This window comes from Klebsiella sp. TF21-TM (genome assembly GCF_019753495.1).
In the GTDB taxonomy this organism is placed as follows: domain Bacteria; phylum Pseudomonadota; class Gammaproteobacteria; order Enterobacterales; family Enterobacteriaceae; genus Klebsiella; species Klebsiella quasipneumoniae.
Map to the genome: position 1 here is coordinate 265,155 of NZ_JAIJYL010000003.1, position 20,809 is coordinate 285,963.

Consider the following 20,809-nt stretch of genomic DNA (forward strand, 5'->3'; position numbering starts at 1 on the left):
AGCTATGTGAAGGGACGGTGAAGTCTCAGCGTGGCGACCACGCCGCCTTCGGGCCGATTGTGTAGACGGATATCGCCGTGATGCAGGCGCGCGACTTCACGAACGAAGGCCAGCCCAAGGCCGCTGCTCTTATGGCCGTCTTCACGCGGCAGCGAGTAGAACCGATCAAAGATCCGCGTCAGGGCATACTCCGGAATACCGCATCCGTTATCCGTTACGCTCAGTCGCACCTCTGCATTTCGTTTCTCTACTGCCAGGGCGATCTCGCCCCCCTGGGGGGTAAAATCAATCGCGTTGTCGAGCAGATTGCCCAGCGCCTGGGACAGCAGTTCGCCATCGCCATTGACCAGCATCCCACTCTCCTGCCAGCGCAGGGTGATGGCTTTCGCCGCCAGGGCGATGTCGCGCTCTTCCGTCAGGCGTTGGTATAGCGCATCTATCGACACCGGCTGCGGCTTTATCTCCAGCCGGCTTTCCAGTCGCGCCTGCTGGAGCAACCGCTCCACCAACAGCTGCATGCGAGTATTTTGCGCGAGGATATTCTCAGTAAACCGCGCCGCCACCGCAGGCGGCGGCTCTTCGCGCAGGATCTCCGCCGCACCGCGGATGGCAGCCAGCGGACTTTTCAGCTCGTGAGTCAGGTCATAGACATAGTTTTCGATGGCGTTTTTGCCTTCGAGTTTCACCCGCATGCTCTCCAGCGCCTGGGCCAGCTTACGCAGTTCGCTGCTGCCGACCTCCGGCAGCGGCAGCGGGCGGTCAGCGGTCACCGAGTCCGCATAGCGCACCAGCTTGCCGATAGAGAAATTGATCCACCAGACGACGCCGCAGCCAATCAACAGGGCAATGCCCAGCAGAGCGCCGCCGGCCCAAAGGATCCTCCGCTCGCTGCGCTGAATGACCGGCGTCATCGCCAGGTTGGGTTTACCGACGCTCAGCACGCCGATAATCCGCCCCTTATCCATCACCGGCGCGGCGATATACATCACCGAGCTGGCTTCATCATGCGGATCGCTGCGCGTACTGCGCGCGCCGTACTGGCCGCGCAGGGTGAGCCAGACGTCGTTCCAGCGTGAATAGTCCTGCCCTGTCGCCTCTCCGCTCGAGTCAAACACCACCTTGCCCCGGGCATCGGTCAGATAGACGCGGTACTCATTCCGCACCTTTTTAATTCCGCCAATATTGGCGTTGAGCCGCTGCTGGTTGAGCTGGTGAAAGGCCTGCGCCAGCCTGCCCTGCTGCGGGTTTGCCGCCAGCAGGTCCTCACGCGCCAGCGCCGCCAGCAGGGTGGCGGTATCGTTGAGGGTCCCCTCCGTGGCCCGGCGCACGCCCGGCTTCACTTCCTGGACAAAGATCGACAGTACAAACCACGCGGCGATCGCGACGATAAGAAAATAGCCCAGCAGCAGGCGCATGCCGATGCGCATCAGCCGCGCCCCAGGCTGTAGCCCATCCCGCGATGGGTATTGATTGGCGCCACCTCAGGATTAACGACCCGCAATTTAGCGCGCAGGGTTTTGATGTGGGTGTCGACGGTGCGGTCGAGGCTTTCCCAGGCATCGCTCCACACCAGCTCCATCAGCTGCTGGCGGGAGAAGACGCGACCGGGCGCGTGAAGCAGCGTTTTCAACAGCAGAAATTCATAGCGCGTCAGGTTCAGCGGCTGGCCGAACCAGCTTATCGACGCCGCCTGCTCGTCAAGCACAAACTCGCCGACGCGAACTACCGACGAAGGCGCGGCGAATTTTTGCAGCCGCCGCAGCACGCTGCGCACCCGCGCGCAGACTTCGCGCGGCGAAAACGGCTTGGCGATGTAATCGTCAGCGCCGATTTCCAGCCCCAGCAGCTTATCGACCTCGTCGCTCCGCGCCGTCAGAAACAGCACCGGCAGCGCCGGAAAGCGCGTCAGCAGGCGCCGACAGAGCTCGAAGCCGCTGATATCCGGCAAGCCGACGTCGAGAATGGCCACATCGGGCGCCTGATGCGCCGCCGCCTCCAGCGCGGGCAACCCGCGGTCAAAGACGGTGACCTGGAAGCCCTCCTGCTGGAGCATATAAACCAGGGTATCGGCGATACTCTGTTCATCCTCAACTAACCAAATCCGTGGCTGCTGCATGCGCGCTCCCGTTTATTTATTCCAGGGCATAATCGGCACGGCGCTGATGGCGTTCTTCGGCGAACCATCAACCACTTTATCCGAATAGGTCAGGTAGACCAGCGCATTGCGTTTCGCATCATAGAAGCGAACGACCTGTAGCTTTTTAAACACCAGCGAGGTGCGCTTCTGGAACACCACGTCGCCCTGGCTTTTGCCATTTTTGATTTTGTCCGTCAGCTCAATCGGCCCGACCTGCTGGCAGGAGATGGCCGCGTCGGAGGTATCTTCCGCCAGACCCAGCCCGCCTTTGATCCCGCCGGTCTTCGCCCGGCTGATATAGCAGGTCACGTTCTGCACATCCGGATCGTCAAAGGCTTCGACGACAATTTTGTGATCCGGCCCTAACCATTTGAAGACCGTATCCACGGAACCAATCTGCTCCGCCTGAGCGACCTGGCAGCCGGCCAGCAGCAGCAGGCCCATCGCAAACTTCTTGTATTTCATATTGTTACCATTCTTAAAAAATATAGCTGAGTGATTATCACGCACTTTGCGGAAAAGGTTTATAGATCACAGCTTTACAAAATTCTCGTTCAGATCCACGGACCTACCGCATTTAAAAGCAAAAAAAACACTGAATGCTAAAACATCAAAAAATGCTATTATCCGCTACTTTAATATCAGGCACCTGTGTTTAAGGATGGGGACATTTTATGGATCAAGCAGGGATTATTCGCGATCTCCTTAGCTGGCTGGAAGGTCACCTGGATCAGCCGCTTTCTCTGGACAATGTGGCGGCGAAGGCGGGTTATTCCAAGTGGCATTTGCAGCGAATGTTTAAGGATGTCACCGGCCATGCCATCGGTGCCTATATTCGCGCGCGCCGGTTGTCGAAATCAGCTGTCGCATTACGCCTTACCGCCCGTCCAATCCTTGATATTGCGCTGCAGTACCGTTTCGACTCCCAGCAGACCTTCACCCGGGCGTTTAAGAAGCAGTTCTCGCTGACGCCGGCGCTCTACCGCCGCTCGCCGGACTGGAGCTCGTTCGGTATGCGTCCGCCGCTGCGTCTTGGCGAGTTTACCCTGCCGAAACATGAATTTGTCGCCCTGCCCACGACTCAACTGCTGGGGGTAACCCAGAGCTATACCTGTAAGCTGGAGGAAATCTCCGACTTCCGCAACCAGATGCGGGTCCAGTTCTGGCGCGATTTCCTCGGCAACTCGCCGTCGATCCCCCCGGTGCTCTATGGGCTGCATGAACCGCGTCCGAGCCTGGAGAAAGACGATGAACAGGAAGTGTTCTATACCACCGCGCTGACGCCGGAGATGGCTAACGGCCACCTGCAGAACGCCCATCCGGTGACGCTGGAGGGCGGCGAGTATGTCATGTTTACGTATGAAGGGCTGGGTACCGGCCTGCAGGAATTCATCCTGACGGTCTACGGCACCTGCATGCCGATGCTGAACCTGACGCGACGCAAGGGGCTGGATATTGAACGCTTCTATCCTGAAGATGAAAGCCGGGATCAGGACACGCCGATTCAATTGCGCTGCGAATATCTGATCCCGATCCGCCGTTAACGCTGCAGCTCGTCCATCGCGGGGGCGTCAAGATGCGAGACGTCGCCCGCCGTTTCCACCACCCAGCCGGAAGCCAGCCACGGGCTCTGCTGATAATCGACGCGCGAGATAGAGCAGTTGCGCAGACGCAGACGACGCTCTGCGTACGCCGGCAGCCCTAAAATCGTGCTCACCAGGCAGCCCAGCGCGATACCATGACTCACCAGCAGTGGTCGACTACCGGCCGGTAATTCCAGACAGGCTGCCAGCGCCGCATGCATGCGTTCGCTAAGCTCCTGCATCGATTCGCCCTGAGGAATACGACCATCCGGCGTGCCGTTGACCAGCTGGCGGCGCCAGCCCTCTTCTTCTTCGCTGAGCGAGTCGATATGGCGCTTCTCCAGCACCCCCATATCCAGCTCGCGCAGGCGCGCATCGGCGATCACGCTGCAGCCGCAGGCTTCGGCGATAATCTCTGCTGTGCGGCGGGTTCGTCCCAGATCGCTGGTAATGATATGGGTGATCCCCAGCGTTCTGGCGCGCTCGCCAACCTGCCAGGCCTGGCGCTCACCGTGTGCGGTCAGCGGGCTGTCGGACTGACCCTGAATACGTCGCTCGGCGTTCCACTGCGTTTCACCGTGGCGAACAAGGTATACCTGTAACATGCTTTTTTTCCGTTCTGAACTCGTTATCGACCGCTTTCGGGCATTACCGCCTGCCCTGGGGGTGATTTAGAGTATACTGCGATGACGTTAGTTTATTCTGAGTTGTTTTGATTATGCACCATGTTGTCTCAGCGACCACTAATCCCGCCAAAATTCAGGCAATTCTGCAGGCTTTTGACGAGATTTTCGGCGAAGGATCCTGCCACATTGAGTCCGTATCCGTCGAGAGCGGCGTGCCGGAACAGCCCTTCGGCAGCGAGGAAACGCGCGCTGGCGCACGAAATCGCGTCGCCAATGCGCGCCTCGCCCAGCCCCATGCCGATTTCTGGGTCGCCATCGAAGCCGGAATTGACGATGGCAGTACCTTTAGCTGGGTGGTCATCGAAAGCGCCAGCCAGCGCGGAGAAGCGCGCTCAGCCACGCTGCCGTTGCCTGACGTTATTCTTGAGCAGGTTCGCGCTGGCGAAGCCCTCGGGCCGGTCATGTCGCAGTATACCGGCATCGATCAGATCGGTCGTAAAGAGGGGGCGATTGGGGTTTTCACCGGCGGCAAATTAACCCGCAGCAGCGTTTACCATCAGGCGGTCGTGCTGGCGTTAAGTCCGTTCCACAACGCTATTTATCGCTAGCCAGCAGCGTCTGCTCCAGCCACTGGCGCAGCTCAACCGGCGCCGACTTCAGGCTGTTCGACCCGCGGGTAATGGTCGCAATGCCGGCGCCGAGCTCATTTTTCAGCTCGCGCTGGCTCATCTCGCCGCGCAGCAGCTCTTCGATAATGCGCACCCGGGTTCCCAGCGCTTCGCGCTCATCAGGGGTTAGCATTAGCTGCAGCAGCGGCAGATGCAGATCCTGCGCATAGGCCTGCTGTAGCAGCGCCACAAAGCGCAGCCACTCCTGATGACGTTGTTCGGCAACGGCCGCGGAATAGGGAGATTGTTGGGTCATATCGCGCCACCATATTGAGACGGGCAGCTTACGCTGCCCGTCGAATGTACTCTTCAACGAGTACAAAGCATAACATACTTCCCGGCGATCAGTAACGCTGCCGCCACTCCGCATCGCTGAAGAGCTTATCCTGCTGTCCCATAAAGTAGCGGTAGTAGGCGTCATAGGAGAGGACATTCTTCACGTAGCCGCGGGTTTCCGAGAACGGAATACTCTCGACAAACGCCACGGCGTCGATCCGTCCGGCGCTGTTCCCCTGCCAGGTGCGTACCCGACCCGGCCCGGCGTTATAGGCCGCCGAGGCGTAGATGCGGTTATTGCCGAACTGCTGGTAAACGTACTGCAGATAGCTGGTGCCGATGTTGATGTTGGTTTCCGGATCCAATAGCTGCGACGGGCCGCTGTAGCCGGGAATGCGGAACATGCTGACGGTATGCGTCGCGGTGCCCGGCATAATCTGCATCAGCCCGCTGGCGCCGACCGGCGAGCGCACTTTCGGGTTCCAGGCGCTCTCCTGGCGGGCAATGGCCATCGCGTAGCTCTGCGGAATATCTTTACCGCTGATATAGCGGGCAAACAGATCGTTATAGGCCAGCGGGAAGCGCTCCTCCAGCTGATCCCACAGCTTGCCGGCGATCGTCGCCTGCACGCTCAGATCCCACCAGTGTTGATCGAAGGCATAGCGCGCCAGCTGCGCCTGCTGAGATTTCGTGCGGCTGGTGACCAGATTCGCCCATTCGGTGCGCGCGGTGTTATCCATATTCCAGTACATCAGCTCGCGTACCCGGGCCATCTCCGGACCGGAAGCCAGCGCCGGATCGAGCGTGCCAGTCGCTTTATCGATGCGGAAGGTATACTCCTCGCCGAGACGCTGTGCGGCGACCATCGGGTAGAAACCGCGCTGCTGCATCAACGACCGGAGGATCGCCTGCGCCTCCTCGTCCCTGCCGCGCTCCAGTAACAGATCCGCCTGCCAGTAGCGCCATTCGTCTTTCTCTTTCGCCTCCATCGGCAGGCGCGCCAGCCAGGTATTCAGGCCATGGCGATCGCCCGTCCCCAGCGCCATCCGCACCCGCCGCTCCACCAGCGGCGTGGACTGCGATCGCATAATCGCATCGTCGCGCCAGATGGCCTGCTCTTCGGTCACATCGTTCCCCATCAGGCGCCAGGCGACAATATCGCGTAGCTCCTGGGTCTGATCCTCATTGAGCTGCTGGGCCTGCACCAGCGAAGGGATCATCAAACGGGCATTTTCCACATCCTGACGGGCGACGCTGGCGAAGGCGACGGCGGCCATCTGGCGGGTAAAGTCCGTCGCCCCGGTGGTGCGGGCAAAGGTCAGGACGCTGTTAGGATCGTTAGCCAGAGCGACCACGGCGCTGGCGATGCTCTGGTAGTTGGCGGGCATCTGCTGGGCCAGCGATTTCACCAGCCCGATATTGCCGGCCTTCATCGCCAGGCGGATCCGTTCGAGATAAGCCAGCGGATCCTGCTGGCCGGAGTCGCGCCAGGCGCTGAACAGCGGTTCACAGGCGCCGGGCTGGTTCTTGCCCGTCAGCCAGAGGTCTTTCGCTCCGCTCCAGGCCTCCTGCGACTGCCCCACGCTCAGTTTGGCGTAGTAGTAGTTGCACTGCGCCTCGGTGCTGGTCGGCTTATCGGGACTAAACGCCAGCAAGCCGCGCCAATCGCTGCGCCGGGCCAGTTCATTCACGAAGCGCGAACGTAATGAACGCGCGGGGGGCAGCGTCGGGTTGGCGTCAATAAAGTTTTTCACCACCAGCGCCGGCTGGTTCATCAGATCGTCGGTAATCTGCCGGTACTGCAAATAGGGATACAGGGGATAGGTGCTTAACGTGTGCATCAGCTGGTCAACCACATCCATCTGCCGGTTATCCCACGCCTGCTTAATTTGTGCGTAGCGGCTGCGCTGTTCATCCAGTGAATCCGCATGCGCCAGCTGACTCAACGCCAACAGACCAACGCTGGCAGCCAAAAGATGCCACGCCATTTTTTTGGCTTTTTCCACAAGCTCTTCCTCTTTCAGGTGCATTTTCGCAGCATCGTGCCGCTTAAAAGCCCCTGCCGGTTCGGCAGGCGGCTTTACTTATGCTAATCAGACAACGCTAAACGCGCCATGTCCTGAACATTTTTTTACGCTTCTGTGAATCCTGTCGCCTCGCTGGGATTAGCGCGCGAAAAAGGCTACACTTCGGCTTTGAACTATCTATCAAAATAGAAAGAGGCGAAGTCCAACGTGGCTCAATTCGTTTATACCATGCATCGTGTCGGCAAAGTGGTTCCGCCGAAACGTCATATTTTGAAAAATATCTCCCTCAGCTTTTTCCCTGGCGCAAAAATCGGTGTGCTCGGTCTGAACGGCGCCGGTAAATCTACCCTGCTGCGCATCATGGCCGGTATCGACACCGAGATCGAAGGTGAAGCGCGTCCACAGCCTGGCATTAAAATCGGCTACCTGCCGCAGGAGCCGCAGCTCAACCCGGAGCACACCGTGCGCGAGTCCGTTGAAGAAGCGGTCGCCGAAGTGGTTAACGCGCTGAAGGGTCTGGACGAAGTCTATGCCAAGTACGCCGAGCCGGATGCAGACTTCGATAAGCTTGCCGCACAGCAAGGCAAGTTCGAAGAGATTATCCAGGCGCACGACGGCCACAATCTGAACGTGCAGCTGGAGCGCGCGGCCGACGCCCTGCGCCTGCCGGACTGGGATGCGAAAATCGCCAATCTTTCCGGTGGTGAACGCCGCCGCGTCGCGCTGTGCCGCCTGCTGCTGGAAAAACCAGACATGCTGCTGCTCGACGAACCGACCAACCACCTGGACGCCGAGTCCGTCGCCTGGCTGGAACGCTTCCTGCACGACTTCGAAGGCACCGTGGTGGCAATTACCCACGACCGTTACTTCCTCGATAACGTCGCCGGTTGGATCCTCGAACTTGACCGCGGCGAAGGTATTCCGTGGGAAGGCAACTACTCCTCCTGGCTGGAGCAGAAAGATCAGCGTCTGGCGCAGGAAGCCTCTCAGGAAGCCGCGCGTCGCAAATCCATCGAGAAAGAGCTCGAGTGGGTTCGCCAGGGCGCGAAAGGCCGTCAGTCCAAGGGCAAAGCCCGTCTGGCGCGCTTTGAAGAGCTCAACAACGTTGAATACCAGAAACGTAACGAGACCAACGAACTGTTCATTCCGCCAGGCGCGCGTCTGGGCGATAAAGTTCTGGAAGTCAGCAACTTGCGTAAATCCTACGGCGACCGCGTGCTGATCGACGATCTGAGCTTCTCGGTACCGAAGGGCGCTATCGTCGGCATCATCGGCCCGAACGGCGCGGGTAAATCAACGCTGTTCCGCATGATGTCCGGCCAGGAACAGCCAGATTCCGGCACCATCACCCTGGGCGAAACCGTTAAGCTGGCCTCCGTCGATCAGTTCCGCGACGCGATGGACAACAGCAAGACCGTGTGGGAAGAGGTCTCCGGTGGTCTGGATATCATGAAGATCGGCAACACCGAGATGCCGAGCCGCGCCTACGTGGGCCGCTTTAACTTCAAAGGCGTAGACCAGGGCAAACGCGTTGGCGAACTGTCCGGCGGTGAACGCGGTCGTCTTCACCTGGCGAAGCTGCTGCAGGTTGGCGGTAACGTACTGCTGCTCGATGAACCGACCAACGACCTGGATATCGAAACCCTGCGCGCGCTGGAAAACGCCCTGCTGGAGTTCCCGGGCTGCGCGATGGTTATCTCGCACGACCGTTGGTTCCTTGACCGTATCGCCACCCACATTCTGGATTACCAGGATGAAGGTAAGGTGGAGTTCTTTGAAGGTAACTTTACCGAGTACGAAGAGTACAAGAAACGCACCCTCGGCGCCGACGCGCTGGAGCCGAAGCGAATCAAGTACAAACGTATCTCAAAATAAAATGCAAAAAGGCAACGCAAGTTGCCTTTTTTAATGTTTGCTCCCTCTCCCACCGGGAGAGGGCCGGGGTGAGGGCATCAGCCCGCAGAGGATCTACCCCTGCTCCCCCATCAGCTGCTTCACCAGCTCGACGCAGCGCAGGAAGCGCGTATCGTAGTCCGACTCCTTAACATGGACGAACTCGATCTCATTCTCTTTCAGCAGCGACACCAGCAGCGACTGAAACTCTTTACGATCCACCGAACTCCCAAGGCTGCGTAACCCATCGGCCACCCACGGGGTATTGTTCTCCAGCAGGATCACCAGATCGAAGCGGTATTCATCAATCAGCGCCTGCACGAACGGGTGCTCTCGCCCCTCGTACTTCAGGCAGAACGCCTGAGTGCTGACGAAGTCGGTATCGATAAACGCCACCTTGTTGGCATATTTCACTGCGAAATCAATATACTGGGCGTGCCCGAGGGCTATTTTATCGTAATCCGAATACTGGAGCGCCATCTCATCGCCGCCGAGATGCGAAAAGACATAATCCCGGCCATATTCCCAGGCGCTGGTGGTATTGAAGATATTGGCGAGCTTATTGACCAGCGTTGATTTCCCGCTCGACTCGCCGCCGAGGATCGCCACAGTCCGCACAAAGAACGGTTTCACTTCCGTCGGAATATATTCCCAGTAACGGAACGGGTTCTCGCGGATCTGGCCGCCGCTAATATTCATAAAGGTCCGCTTAGGATCGATAAGCACCGTCTCGATCCCCAGATGCTCAAGGTACTGCGGCGCATCGGCCTCTTCCGAGGTATAGATCCGGTTCGGCTCGATCCCTTTTTCGCTCATAAAAGCGCGGATCCCATGACTCCACACATCCCAGCCGTGCGGATAGGGTTCCATCCCCTCTTCATTGAAGGCGTGGATGCGAATATTCTTCTGATATTTAAAAGTTTGTAGCAGCCAGCGCAGGCGGTCAGGCACCGTCGGCTGCTGCGACATGGCGCTCTCTTCAAACAGCTCGCGGTCGCGAGTGTCGTCATAGCCCATGATGATATGCAGCTCATCGACCTGGCTACAGGCGCGTTGAATCAAATAGATGTGCCCGGTATGCAGCGGGTAAAATTTACCAAACACCACGCCGACGCTTTTCTGTCGGCGGGGAAACTCCAGCCCGAGGAAACGATGCAGCGCTTCTAGCTTCTGCGCGCTCGGGCTTTTGATTTTGGCATTCAACAGTTGGCTGAGATACCCTTTGGTCATCCCGCTGGCTTCCGCCACCTGCTGCAGGGTACAGCCTTTCTGCTTTATGGCGCTTTTTAAATAGTCAAATGACGACATCGCTAATCTCCTTTTAACTTATTATAAGTCGTCAAAAACGCTTAGCGCGTCTGAAAGCTTTTTCACACCAAAGATTTGCATGCCTTCCGGCACTTTTTTCGGCACATTGGCCGCCGGGACAATGGCGCGGCGGAAGCCATGCTTCGCCGCTTCGGAGATACGCTCCTGTCCGCTCGGCACCGGGCGAATTTCGCCAGCCAACCCCACTTCGCCAAAGACCACCAGGTCCTGCGGCAGCGGGCGATCGCGCAAGCTGGAGACCATCGCCAGCAGCAGCGCCAGATCGGCGCTGGTTTCCGTGACCTTCACCCCACCGACCACGTTGACGAAAACGTCCTGATCGGCCATCTGCAGGCCGCCGTGGCGATGCAGCACCGCCAGCAGGATCGCCAGACGGTTCTGTTCCAGCCCCACCGCCACGCGGCGCGGGTTGGACATCATCGAGTGATCCACCAGCGCCTGGATCTCCACCAGCAGCGGGCGGGTCCCTTCCCAGACCACCATCACCGAGCTGCCGGAGGTGATTTCATCTCCCCGGCTGAGGAAGATAGCGGATGGGTTGCTCACTTCGCGCAGCCCCTGCTCGGTCATAGCGAAGACGCCCAGCTCGTTCACCGCGCCAAAGCGGTTTTTGTGGCTGCGCAGAGTGCGGAAGCGGGAGTCGGCATCGCCGTCCAGCAGCACCGAGCAGTCAATACAGTGCTCCAGCACCTTCGGGCCGGCCAGCGAACCGTCTTTGGTGACGTGGCCGACCATGACGATCGCCACGCCGCGTGTTTTGGCAAAGCGCGTCAGGTAGGCCGCCGTTTCACGTACCTGGGCGACGCTGCCCGGCGACGACTGAACGTCGGCCATATGCATCACCTGGATAGAGTCGATCACCATCAGCTGCGGTTTTTCTTCCTCGGCAATCTGACAGATCTGCTCAATGCTGGTTTCCGACAGCATGTTCAGGTTCGCCGTCGGCAGCCCAAGGCGGTGGGCGCGCATCGCCACCTGCTGAAGGGACTCCTCCCCGGTGACGTACAGCGTTTTCATCCCTTCCGCCAGCTTGCACAACGTCTGCAGCAGCAGCGTCGATTTCCCCGCGCCGGGGTTACCGCCAATCAGGATCGCGCTGCCCGGCACCACGCCGCCGCCGAGTACGCGGTCGAACTCTTTAAAACCGGTGGAGAAACGCGGCAGCGCCTCCAGGCTGATGTCTGACAGCTTCTGCACCTTCGAGACGCCGGCGTGACCGGCGTAGCCTGACAAACGCTCGTTTCTCGCCACCTGCGGCGACGCGGCGATGCGCATCTCGGTGATGGTATTCCAGGCATGGCAGGCGCTGCACTGCCCCTGCCAGCGCGGGTAATCCGCACCACATTCATTACAGACAAATGCGCGTTTTGGAGCTTTCGCCACGTTTACCTCTTACTTTTGGTTCATGCTGCCCGAGAGAATACAGAATACCCCCATCAGGTCAGCGTGGCGGATAGTCACTTCCGCCTGTTCATTCACTTTAGGCTTAGCATGATACGCGATGCCAAGCCCGGCAGCCTTAATCATCGGCAGGTCGTTGGCGCCATCGCCGATGGCCACGGTCTGCGCCGTTGGGATCGCATACTTTTCCGCCAGCTTGCGCAGCGTATTGGCTTTGTATTTGGCATCGACGATATCGCCGAGCACGTTGCCGGTGAGCTTGCCGTCGCGGATCTCCAGTTCGTTGGCGAACACCGCGTCGAGATGCAGCTTATCGCGCAGATACTCGGCGAAGAAGGTGAAGCCGCCGGAGGCGATCGCCACCTTCCAGCCCAGCGTTTCCAGCTTGAGCACCAGCTGCGCCAGGCCCGGCATCAGCGGCAGCGCGTCGCGAACCTGCAGCAGAATGCTGGCATCAGCGTCTTTCAGCGTCGCCACGCGCTGGCGCAGGCTGGCGGTGAAGTCCAGCTCCCCGCGCATCGCCCGCTCGGTCACTTCCGACACCAGCTCGCCGGTGCCGGCCAGTTTCGCGATCTCATCGATGCATTCGATCTGGATCGCCGTGGAGTCCATATCCATCACCAGCAGTCCCGGGGTGCGCAGATGAGGGATTTTACCCAATGGCGCGACGTCCAGCCCCGCCTCATGCGCCAGTCGCGTCGCACGGGGGGTCAGCGAACCGGCCAGGCGGATCACCTGGTAATCCTCGACCACCCAGGAGGCGACGATCACTAACGCGGCGCCCAGCTCACGCTGCCAGTCCGTCAGACGGCGTTTATCCAGCCCACGCCCGTACAGCAGCCAGCCGCTGCGCCCGGCGTGATAATCCAGCGGCATGACCTCGTCACCGCTCAGGGAAAGCGGCAACCCAGGCCACAGGGAAACGTCTTCAGGCAGGTCGCACCAGGTCAAACTGTTAGGCATTACGGCTCCACATCTCTTCATTCAGGCGAGGAAAATAACGCATGAGGCTACCTTGTAACCAGCGCTTCTGGCAACATTAAGCTGCAAATTTTCAAAGGTGGAATATGGTTCGCGCAAAACTGAAATTCCGGCTGCATCGTGCGGTCATTGTCCTTATCTGTCTCGCCCTGCTCGTCGCGCTGATGCAGGGCGCCTCGTGGTTCAGTCAGAACAGTCAGAAACAACGCAATCCGCAGCTGGAAGAGCTGGCCCGCACGCTGGCGCAGCAGGTGGTGCTGAATCTTGCGCCGCTGATGCGCAGCGAGACGCCGGACGAAAAGCGCATCAATCAGCTGTTGACGCAGCTCACCCACAACAGCCGCGTACTGGACGCCGGGGTATATGACGACCAGGGCGACCTGGTGGCGCGCTCTGGCGAAAGCGTCGAGGTTCGCGACCGGCTGGCGCTGGATGGTAAGAAAGCCGGCGGCTACTTCAACCAGCAGATTGTCGAGCCGGTACCGGGAAAAAACGGTCCGTTGGGCTACCTGCGTCTGACCCTCGATACCCATACGCTGGCGACCGAGGCGAAGCAGGTGGATAATACCACCAATATCTTACGCCTGATGCTGTTGCTGTCCCTGGCCATCGGCGTGGTACTGACCCGCACGCTGCTGCAGGGCAAACGCACCCGCTGGCAGCAATCGCCCTTCCTGCTCACCGCCAACAAGCCGGTTGAGGATGAAGACGATGAAAAGAAAGGAAATCTATAATGTCCACACTGCGCCTCCTGCTTTCTGACTCTTACGATCCGTGGTTCAACCTGGCGGTCGAGGAGTGCATTTTCCGCCAGATGCCCGCCACCCAGCGGGTGCTGTTCCTGTGGCGCAATGCCGATACCGTGGTCATCGGCCGCGCGCAGAACCCGTGGAAGGAGTGTAATACCCGCCGCATGGAGGAAGATCATGTGCGGCTGGCCCGTCGCAGCAGCGGCGGCGGCGCGGTATTCCACGACCTCGGCAATACCTGCTTTACCTTTATGGCAGGCAAACCGGAGTACGACAAAACCGTCTCCACCGCTATTGTGCTGGCGGCGCTCAATTCACTTGGCGTAACCGCCGACGCCTCCGGGCGCAACGATCTGGTGGTCAAAACCGACAGCGGCGACCGCAAAGTCTCCGGCTCCGCCTATCGTGAAACCATGGACCGCGGTTTTCACCACGGCACCCTGCTGCTCAACGCCGATCTAAGCCGTCTCGCCAACTACCTCAACCCGGACCAGAAAAAGCTGCAGGCTAAAGGCATTACCTCGGTGCGCGGGCGGGTGGCGAACCTGGTAGAGCTGCTGCCGGGCATTACCCATCAGCAAGTTTGCGAGGCGATCCAGGAGGCGTTCTTCAGCCATTACGGCGAACGGGTAGACGCCGAGGTGATCTCCCCGGACAACACACCGGACCTGCCGAACTTTGCCGACACTTTCGCACGCCAGAGCAGCTGGGAGTGGAACTTCGGCCAGGCGCCTGCCTTTTCCCACCTGCTGGACGAGCGCTTCCCCTGGGGCGGCGTCGAGCTGCATTTTGACGTTGAGAAGGGCCATATCACCCGCGCGCAGGCCTTTACCGATAGCCTGAATCCGGCGCCGCTGGAGGCGCTGGCGGAACGCTTAATCGGCTGTCAGTATCGGGCTGAGGTTTTGCAGCAGCAGTGTGAGGCGCTGATGGAGGACTTCCCGGAGCAGGAAGCGGAACTCAAAGCGCTGTCGGTGTGGATTGCCGGCGCGGTACGCTAAAAAAAAGCCCGCTGGCGTAGCGCTTAGCGGGCCTGGAAAACCGCAGGCCGGGTCAGGCGAAGCCGCCGCCCGGCACAACAGCTTTTACTCTTTATCGCCCAGCAGCACGGATTCCAGCGCGATTTTAATCATGTCGTTGAACGTGGTCTGACGCTCCGCGGCAGTGGTCTGCTCGTGGGTACGAATATGGTCAGACACGGTGCAGATGGTCAGCGCTTTCGCCCCGAATTCCGCCGCCACGCCGTAGATACCCGCCGCTTCCATTTCCACGCCCAGGATGCCGTATTTTTCCATCACGTCGAACATGGACGGGTCCGGGGTATAGAACAGGTCTGCAGAGAAGATGTTGCCGACGCGCGCGTCAACGCCCAGCGCTTTCGCCGCGTCTACCGCGTTACGCACCATGCCGAAATCGGCAATCGCCGCGAAGTCGTGGTCTTTAAAACGCAGACGGTTCACTTTGGAGTCGGTGCAGGCGCCCATACCGATCACCACGTCGCGCAGTTTGACGTCTTCGCGCACCGCGCCGCAGGAGCCGACGCGGATGATTTTCTTGACGCCGAAATCGGTGATCAGCTCTTTGGTGTAGATAGAGCAGGACGGAATACCCATCCCGTGGCCCATGACGGAGATTTTGCGGCCTTTATAAGTGCCGGTGAAGCCCAGCATGCCGCGCACGTTGTTCACTTCACGCACGTCTTCGAGAAAGGTTTCTGCAATGTGCTTGGCGCGCAGCGGGTCGCCCGGCATCAAGACTACGTCAGCGAAATCGCCCATTTCTGCGTTAATGTGAGGAGTTGCCATCTTCAGTTCCTTTTACATTGTTGTTTTTGCCGGGCGGCTACGCCTGACCCGGCCGACAAAACCGTAGGCCCGGATCGCTGAGCGCCACCGGGCAATTGCATCACAGCATGTTTTTACCGTAGGCCATTGGCGAGGTACCAAAGTATGTCGCCAACGTCTGGCCGATGTCCGCGAAAGTTTCGCGGTGGCCTAACGATCCTGGTTTCACTTTCGGGCCGTACACCAGCACCGGAATATGCTCGCGGGTGTGGTCGGTACCGGTCCAGGTCGGGTCGCAGCCGTGGTCGGCGGTGAGGATCAGGATGTCGTCTTCCCCTACCAGCTCCATCAGCTCCGGCAGACGGCGGTCGAACAGTTCCAGACCCGCCGCGTAGCCGGCGACATCGCGACGGTGACCCCAGGAGGAGTCAAAGTCGACGAAGTTGGTGAAGACGATAGTCTCGTCGCCGGCTTCCTTCATCTCTTTGATGGTCGCGTCAAACAGCGCGTCCAGCCCGGTGGCTTTCACTTTTTTGGTGATGCCGCAGTTTGCGTAGATGTCCGCTATCTTACCGACAGACACCACGTGGCCGTTCTTCTCGTCAACCAGCTTCTGCAGCACGGTCGGCGCCGGCGGTTCGACCGCCAGATCGTGACGGTTGCCGGTACGCTGGAAGTTACCGGCTTTATCGCCGATAAACGGACGAGCGATGACGCGGCCAATGTTGTAGCCGCCTTCGGTCAGCTCTTCACGGGCGATTTCGCACAGCTCATACAGCTTGTCGAGGCCAAAGGTCTCTTCGTGACAGGCGATCTGGAACACGGAGTCAGCGGAGGTATAGAAAATCGGTTTCCCGGTTTTCATATGCTCTTCGCCGAGCTGATCGAGGATCACCGTCCCGGAAGAGTGGCAGTTGCCGAGGTAGCCCGGCAGGTTGGCGCGTTTCACCAGCTTATCCAGCAGCTCCTGCGGGAAGCTGTTTTCATGATCGCTGAAGTAGCCCCAGTCAAACAGCACCGGCACGCCGGCGATTTCCCAGTGGCCGGACGGCGTATCTTTACCAGAAGAGAGTTCATGCGCCCAGGCCCAGGCGCCAATCACTTCAGCATTGCCATCCATTCCGGCGGCAATTTTACCGGTAGAGCCTTCATGCGCTTTCACCAGCCCCAGACGGGTCAGGTTCGGTAAATTCAGCGGGCCTTTGCGGCCGTGGTCAGCCTCGCCTTTGGCGCAGGCTTCCGCAATGTGGCCCAGGGTATCGGCGCCGACGTCGCCAAAGCGGTCTGCGTCTTCCGTTGCGCCAATCCCAAAGGAGTCCAGCACCATGATAAATGCACGTTTCATCTTGTTCTCCATACATCTTGCGCTGCAAAAAAGCGATCAGATCAGTATATCGCTATTCGGTGATACGGCGATAGACTGTCGGTGTAATTTCCGGAGCTTTATCGTCCAGTTTAATGGCCGCTTTGACCGCTTTCGCGGCCTCCTGCCAGCTGTTCTCGTCTTTGGCATGGATCACCGCCAGCGGACGCTGTCCGTCCACGCGGTCACCCAGACGCACCATCTCGGTAAAGCCAACGCTATAGTCAATGGTGTCTGATGCCTGACGGCGGCCGCCGCCCATAGAAACCACTGCCATACCCAGCGCGCGTGTATCCATCGCGCTGACAAAACCTTCGGTATCAGCATAGACTGCTTTGCTCAGCATCGCCGTCGGCAGATAATGATCATAATTCTCGACAAAGTCGCTCGGTCCTTTCTGCGCCGCGACCATACGGCCAAAGACTTCCGCCGCTTTACCGTTATCCAGTACCGCCTGCAGCTTCGCGCGCGCGTCGGCATCGTCCGCCGCCAGCTTGCCGGAAATCAGCATCTCTACACACAGCGCCATCGTCACGTCGAACAGACGCGGGTTGCGGTATTCGCCGGTCAGGAACTGGACCGCTTCGCGAACTTCAACGGCGTTCCCGGCGCTGGAGGCCAGCACCTGGTTCATATCGGTCAGCAGCGCGGTGGTGCGCACGCCGGCGCCGTTGGCGACCCCGACGATCGCTTCCGCCAGCGCGGCGGAAAGTTCATAAGTCGGCATAAACGCGCCGCTGCCGACTTTGACGTCCATCACCAGCGCATCCAGCCCTTCCGCCAGCTTCTTGGCAAGGATCGAGGCGGTGATCAGCGGAATGGAGTCCACCGTCGCGGTAATATCGCGGGTGGCATAGAAACGTTTGTCCGCCGGAGCGAGGGAGCTGGTCTGCCCGATAATCGCCACGCCGACATCTTTAATAATCTCGCGGAAGCGGTTGTCGTCCGGGAAGATATCGAAGCCCGGGATCGCTTCCAGTTTATCCAGGGTACCGCCGGTATGGCCGAGTCCGCGGCCGGAAATCATCGGCACATAACCGCCGCAGGCGGCCACCATCGGTCCCAGCATCAGCGAAGTGACATCCCCGACGCCGCCGGTGGAGTGTTTATCGACGATCGGGCCGTTAAGGTTGAGGCTTTTCCAGTCCAGAACGGTACCGGAATCCCGCATCGCCATGGTCAGCGAAACGCGCTCCGGCATAGACATATCGTGGAAGAAGATGGTCATCGCCAGCGCGGCGATCTGCCCTTCTGAGATAGTATTGTCGCGGATGCCGTTGATGAAAAAGCGGATCTCTTCATCGCTTAATGCCTGACCATCACGTTTTTTACGAATAATTTCTTGTGCGAGAAACACGGTAACCCCCATGAGGAATCGGGTGAATGGTGGCGGGTGGCGCTACGCTTACCCGCCCTACGATCCTGTAGGCCGGATAAGCGAAGCGTCATCCGGCAATGTCTGACAATCAGTAGCTGCTGGCGCTCTTGCCGTCGCCGTGACCCAGGGCTTTCAACAGGCTGGCCAGCAGGCTGGAGGCACCAAAGCGGTAGTGACGGGCATCGGCCCAGTCGGCGCCAAACAGCTCATCGGCGATCGCCAGGAACTGCTGCGCATCTTCCGCGCTGCGCACGCCGCCCGCCGGTTTGAAGCCAACGGTTTTCTCAACGCCCATATCGCGGATGACTTCCATCATGATGCGCGCGCTTTCCGGCGTGGCATTCACCGGCACTTTACCGGTCGAGGTTTTGATGAAATCGGCCCCGGCTTTGATAGAGATTTCAGACGCTTTACGGATCAGCGCTTCTTCTTTCAGCTCACCGGTTTCGATGATCACTTTCAGCAGCACGTTGGCCGCCGCGCAGGCCTCTTTACAGGCTTTCACCAGCTCGAAGCCGACCTGCTCGTTACCGGCAATCAGCGCGCGGTACGGGAACACCACGTCCACTTCATCGGCGCCGTAAGCGATCGCCGCGCGGGTTTCCGCCAGCGCAATGTCGATATCGTCATTACCTTGCGGGAAGTTGGTGACCGTAGCGATGCGGATCTCCGGCGTTCCCTGCTCGTTCAGCGTTTTACGGGCAATCGGGATGAAGCGCGGATAGATGCAGACCGCCGCGGTGTTACCCACCGGGGTTTTCGCCTGATGACACAGGGCAATCACCTTCTCATTGGTGTCGTCGTCGTTCAGGGTGGTCAGGTCCATCAGTTTTAACGCGCGCAGGCTGCTTGCTTTTAAATCAGTCATTTCATACTCCGCCGGCGCAGTGCCGGTTCAATAGTTTGTTCACCTTGCGAGTCTGTTACTATTGTAACATTCACTCGCCGCTACACTTCGACATTCATCACAGTTAATGAAAACTACTTACTAATTTGCATTACTGTAATGTGACTTTAATCACAAAATATCAGCGCATACCGCGGCAATTATCCTCACGCCCCTCTTAAGCATAATCGAAACTCCGCACCCAATGAGGATGTGATAATTCTAACACACAATGACAGAGACTCTCGACACCGTGGAGCACATTTTGCCCACCCAGCCGGTGATACAATTATTATATTTTGAAATATAAGCTATTTTTATGAAAGTCAGAAATGATGGAATTTTCACAAACTCAATAAAACCAGCGACGCGACGGCCGCTGGTTGAGGGAACTGGCTTAGAGGGCGAGGAAAACCCCGGCGATGGTGGCGCTCATCAGGTTAGACAGCGTCCCCGCCGCCACCGCACGCAGCCCAAGCTGGGCGATATCCTGACGCCGGTTGGGCGCCATCCCCCCGAGGCCGCCAATCAGGATGGCGATCGATGACAGGTTAGCGAATCCGCACAGCGCGAAAGAGATAATGGCTTTAGTGTGATCTGAAATAACCTGCAGCCCGGCCGCCGCCACCTCGGCGTCCGCCTTCAGATACTCGCCAAAGTTCATATAGGCCACGAACTCGTTAATGATCAGCTTCTGGCCGATAAACGACCCCGCGACCGTCGCTTCGTGCCACGGCACGCCGATCACCCATGCCAGCGGTGAGAAGACCCAGCCGAGGATCATCTGCAGCGACAGCTCCGGATGGTTAAACCAGCCGCCGACGCCGGACAGAATGCCGTTCAGCAGGGCGATCAGCGCGATAAACGCCAGCAGCATCGCGCCGACATTGAGCGCCAGCTGCATACCAGACGCGGCGCCGGAGGCGGCGGCGTCCAGCACGTTGGCCGGTTTATCCGCGTCAGCGCTCTGGCGGTCATGAGCCGGGTTATCGTCCGGCGTTTCCGTTTCCGGTACGATAATTTTGGCAAACAGCAATCCACCCGGCGCCGCCATAAACGACGCGGCAATCAGGTACTCCAGCGGAACGCCCATCTGCGCATAGCCCGCCAGCACGGAACCTGCCACCGAGGCCAGGCCGCCGCACATGACCGCAAACAACTCCGAGCGGGTCATAGTGGCGATATAAGGACGCACCACCAGCGGCGCTTCGGTCTGACCAACGAAGATGTTCGCCGTGGCCGACAGCGATTCGGTACGCGAGGTCTTCAGTACCGCCCGCAGCGCGCCGCCGAGAATGCGAATGACCAGCTGCATAATGCCCAGGTAGTAAAGCACGGCAATCAGCGACGAGAAGAAGACGATCACCGGCAGCACGCGCAGGGCAAAGACAAAGCCGCCGCCGCCAAACACCTCGAACATTTTATCGGAGACCAGCCCGCCGAAGATGAAACCGATCCCTTCATTGCCATAGGCAATTACGCGGGCGACGCCGTTCGACATCGCTAACAGCGCCGAGCGCCCGGCCGGTACATACAATATCAACGCGCCGATACCCACCTGGATTATCCAGGCGCCGAGCACAGTACGCAGGTTAATGGCTTTTCGATTATTGGAGAGCAGCACAGCAATGGCCAACAGCGCCACCATGCCGATAAGTCCCATGAGGATTTGCATACAGATTCCCTGTGTTTTGATAGTCCAGCACTAACGGCGTGATTATATCGGCA

The 20,809-nt window shown here is 59.1% G+C and carries 19 protein-coding genes; 5 read left to right on the plus strand and 14 right to left on the minus strand.

Translation table 11 applies throughout. The features are described from left to right. Window positions 1-2: 2 nt before the first annotated feature. Genes creC through creA form a run of 3 tightly spaced genes read right to left on the minus strand, consistent with a single transcriptional unit; the run spans window position 3 to window position 2,602 of the window. A complete protein-coding gene (gene creC, locus K5R89_RS04730) occupies window positions 3-1,427 on the minus strand; it encodes a two-component system sensor histidine kinase CreC (protein WP_217259200.1) in 1,425 nt (474 codons plus the stop codon). After that, window positions 1,427-2,116, minus strand: coding sequence for a two-component system response regulator CreB (gene creB, locus K5R89_RS04735; RefSeq protein ID WP_023291904.1), 690 nt, complete (start codon window positions 2,114-2,116; stop codon window positions 1,427-1,429). Before creB ends, creC begins: the two co-directional genes overlap by 1 nt. 12 nt (window positions 2,117-2,128) lie before the next feature. Continuing rightward, on the minus strand, window positions 2,129-2,602 hold the full coding sequence (gene creA / locus K5R89_RS04740) for a protein CreA (RefSeq protein ID WP_009309170.1): 474 nt from the start codon (window positions 2,600-2,602) through the stop codon (window positions 2,129-2,131). A gap of 209 nt (window positions 2,603-2,811) precedes the next feature. Here creA and robA point away from each other — a divergent pair, with 209 nt between their 5' ends. Beyond that, window positions 2,812-3,681 (plus strand): MDR efflux pump AcrAB transcriptional activator RobA, encoded by an 870-nt coding sequence (gene robA, locus K5R89_RS04745; RefSeq protein ID WP_023291903.1) that lies wholly within the window; start codon window positions 2,812-2,814, stop codon window positions 3,679-3,681. Here the strand turns inward: robA and gpmB are convergent. Continuing rightward, entirely contained in the window at window positions 3,678-4,325 is a 648-nt protein-coding gene (gene gpmB / locus K5R89_RS04750) for a 2,3-diphosphoglycerate-dependent phosphoglycerate mutase GpmB (RefSeq protein ID WP_004204216.1), read from the minus strand. The two genes, robA and gpmB, sit on opposite strands and share 4 nt — an antisense overlap. Window positions 4,326-4,438: 113 nt before the next feature. On the opposite strand from gpmB, the gene yjjX reads away from it, so the two are divergent. Further along, window positions 4,439-4,954, plus strand: coding sequence for an inosine/xanthosine triphosphatase (gene yjjX, locus K5R89_RS04755; RefSeq protein WP_032452387.1), 516 nt, complete (start codon window positions 4,439-4,441; stop codon window positions 4,952-4,954). Here the strand turns inward: yjjX and trpR are convergent. Next, on the minus strand, window positions 4,941-5,270 hold the full coding sequence (gene trpR, locus K5R89_RS04760; protein ID WP_004204213.1) for a trp operon repressor: 330 nt from the start codon (window positions 5,268-5,270) through the stop codon (window positions 4,941-4,943). The two genes, yjjX and trpR, sit on opposite strands and share 14 nt — an antisense overlap. Before the next feature lie 88 nt (window positions 5,271-5,358). After that, window positions 5,359-7,296 carry a murein transglycosylase gene (gene sltY / locus K5R89_RS04765; RefSeq protein WP_217259199.1) on the minus strand — a complete coding sequence of 646 codons (1,938 nt, stop codon included), beginning with the start codon at window positions 7,294-7,296 and terminating at the stop codon, window positions 5,359-5,361. A gap of 228 nt (window positions 7,297-7,524) precedes the next feature. Here sltY and ettA point away from each other — a divergent pair, with 228 nt between their 5' ends. Next, window positions 7,525-9,192 (plus strand): energy-dependent translational throttle protein EttA, encoded by a 1,668-nt coding sequence (ettA, locus tag K5R89_RS04770; protein ID WP_023291900.1) that lies wholly within the window; start codon window positions 7,525-7,527, stop codon window positions 9,190-9,192. Between the two features lie 93 nt (window positions 9,193-9,285). On the opposite strand, the gene nadR is transcribed toward ettA, so the two are convergent. The 3 genes from nadR to serB are packed head-to-tail and all read right to left on the minus strand — an operon-like array spanning window position 9,286 to window position 12,903. Beyond that, entirely contained in the window at window positions 9,286-10,518 is a 1,233-nt protein-coding gene (gene nadR / locus K5R89_RS04775; protein WP_004886547.1) for a multifunctional transcriptional regulator/nicotinamide-nucleotide adenylyltransferase/ribosylnicotinamide kinase NadR, read from the minus strand. Between the two features lie 21 nt (window positions 10,519-10,539). Beyond that, window positions 10,540-11,922, minus strand: a complete 1,383-nt coding sequence (radA, locus tag K5R89_RS04780) for a DNA repair protein RadA (RefSeq protein ID WP_023291899.1) — start codon at window positions 11,920-11,922, stop codon at window positions 10,540-10,542. 9 nt (window positions 11,923-11,931) lie between these two features. Continuing rightward, window positions 11,932-12,903, minus strand: coding sequence for a phosphoserine phosphatase (gene serB / locus K5R89_RS04785; protein WP_023291898.1), 972 nt, complete (start codon window positions 12,901-12,903; stop codon window positions 11,932-11,934). Window positions 12,904-13,007: 104 nt separating this feature from the next. On the opposite strand from serB, the gene K5R89_RS04790 reads away from it, so the two are divergent. Then, on the plus strand, window positions 13,008-13,655 hold the full coding sequence (locus tag K5R89_RS04790) for a YtjB family periplasmic protein (protein ID WP_023291897.1): 648 nt from the start codon (window positions 13,008-13,010) through the stop codon (window positions 13,653-13,655). After that, entirely contained in the window at window positions 13,655-14,671 is a 1,017-nt protein-coding gene (gene lplA / locus K5R89_RS04795; RefSeq protein WP_032452385.1) for a lipoate--protein ligase LplA, read from the plus strand. Before K5R89_RS04790 ends, lplA begins: the two co-directional genes overlap by 1 nt. Window positions 14,672-14,755: 84 nt before the next feature. Here lplA and deoD read toward each other — a convergent pair whose 3' ends face one another. The 5 genes from deoD to K5R89_RS04820 form a co-directional block, all read right to left on the minus strand. Beyond that, the gene (deoD, locus tag K5R89_RS04800) at window positions 14,756-15,475 is read right to left on the minus strand and encodes a purine-nucleoside phosphorylase (RefSeq protein WP_002887789.1); all 720 of its coding nucleotides are present in this window, start codon (window positions 15,473-15,475) and stop codon (window positions 14,756-14,758) included. 100 nt (window positions 15,476-15,575) lie between these two features. Next, window positions 15,576-16,799: a phosphopentomutase gene (gene deoB, locus K5R89_RS04805; protein WP_023291895.1), complete on the minus strand. Its 1,224-nt coding sequence runs from the start codon at window positions 16,797-16,799 to the stop codon at window positions 15,576-15,578. A 52-nt stretch (window positions 16,800-16,851) separates the two neighbouring features. Beyond that, the gene (gene deoA, locus K5R89_RS04810) at window positions 16,852-18,174 is read right to left on the minus strand and encodes a thymidine phosphorylase (protein ID WP_049014556.1); all 1,323 of its coding nucleotides are present in this window, start codon (window positions 18,172-18,174) and stop codon (window positions 16,852-16,854) included. A gap of 109 nt (window positions 18,175-18,283) precedes the next feature. Then, on the minus strand, window positions 18,284-19,063 hold the full coding sequence (deoC, locus tag K5R89_RS04815; RefSeq protein ID WP_217259198.1) for a deoxyribose-phosphate aldolase: 780 nt from the start codon (window positions 19,061-19,063) through the stop codon (window positions 18,284-18,286). Window positions 19,064-19,478: 415 nt separating this feature from the next. Further along, the gene (locus tag K5R89_RS04820; protein WP_023291892.1) at window positions 19,479-20,756 is read right to left on the minus strand and encodes a NupC/NupG family nucleoside CNT transporter; all 1,278 of its coding nucleotides are present in this window, start codon (window positions 20,754-20,756) and stop codon (window positions 19,479-19,481) included. Window positions 20,757-20,809: the final 53 nt, after the last annotated feature.

Bases quoted from the DNA above. Each gene is read 5' to 3' on its own strand.
- deoC (WP_217259198.1), bottom strand. From the start codon at position 19,063: ATGACTGATTTAAAAGCAAGCAGCCTGCGCGCGTTAAAACTGATGGAC.
- creA (WP_009309170.1), bottom strand. From the start codon at position 2,602: ATGAAATACAAGAAGTTTGCGATGGGCCTGCTGCTGCTGGCCGGCTGC.
- creB (WP_023291904.1), bottom strand. From the start codon at position 2,116: ATGCAGCAGCCACGGATTTGGTTAGTTGAGGATGAACAGAGTATCGCC.
- deoB (WP_023291895.1), bottom strand. From the start codon at position 16,799: ATGAAACGTGCATTTATCATGGTGCTGGACTCCTTTGGGATTGGCGCA.
- K5R89_RS04820 (WP_023291892.1), bottom strand. From the start codon at position 20,756: ATGCAAATCCTCATGGGACTTATCGGCATGGTGGCGCTGTTGGCCATT.
- lplA (WP_032452385.1), top strand. From the start codon at position 13,655: ATGTCCACACTGCGCCTCCTGCTTTCTGACTCTTACGATCCGTGGTTC.
- creC (WP_217259200.1), bottom strand. From the start codon at position 1,427: ATGCGCATCGGCATGCGCCTGCTGCTGGGCTATTTTCTTATCGTCGCG.
- robA (WP_023291903.1), top strand. From the start codon at position 2,812: ATGGATCAAGCAGGGATTATTCGCGATCTCCTTAGCTGGCTGGAAGGT.
- K5R89_RS04790 (WP_023291897.1), top strand. From the start codon at position 13,008: ATGGTTCGCGCAAAACTGAAATTCCGGCTGCATCGTGCGGTCATTGTC.
- deoD (WP_002887789.1), bottom strand. From the start codon at position 15,475: ATGGCAACTCCTCACATTAACGCAGAAATGGGCGATTTCGCTGACGTA.
- yjjX (WP_032452387.1), top strand. From the start codon at position 4,439: ATGCACCATGTTGTCTCAGCGACCACTAATCCCGCCAAAATTCAGGCA.
- nadR (WP_004886547.1), bottom strand. From the start codon at position 10,518: ATGTCGTCATTTGACTATTTAAAAAGCGCCATAAAGCAGAAAGGCTGT.
- trpR (WP_004204213.1), bottom strand. From the start codon at position 5,270: ATGACCCAACAATCTCCCTATTCCGCGGCCGTTGCCGAACAACGTCAT.
- serB (WP_023291898.1), bottom strand. From the start codon at position 12,903: ATGCCTAACAGTTTGACCTGGTGCGACCTGCCTGAAGACGTTTCCCTG.
- gpmB (WP_004204216.1), bottom strand. From the start codon at position 4,325: ATGTTACAGGTATACCTTGTTCGCCACGGTGAAACGCAGTGGAACGCC.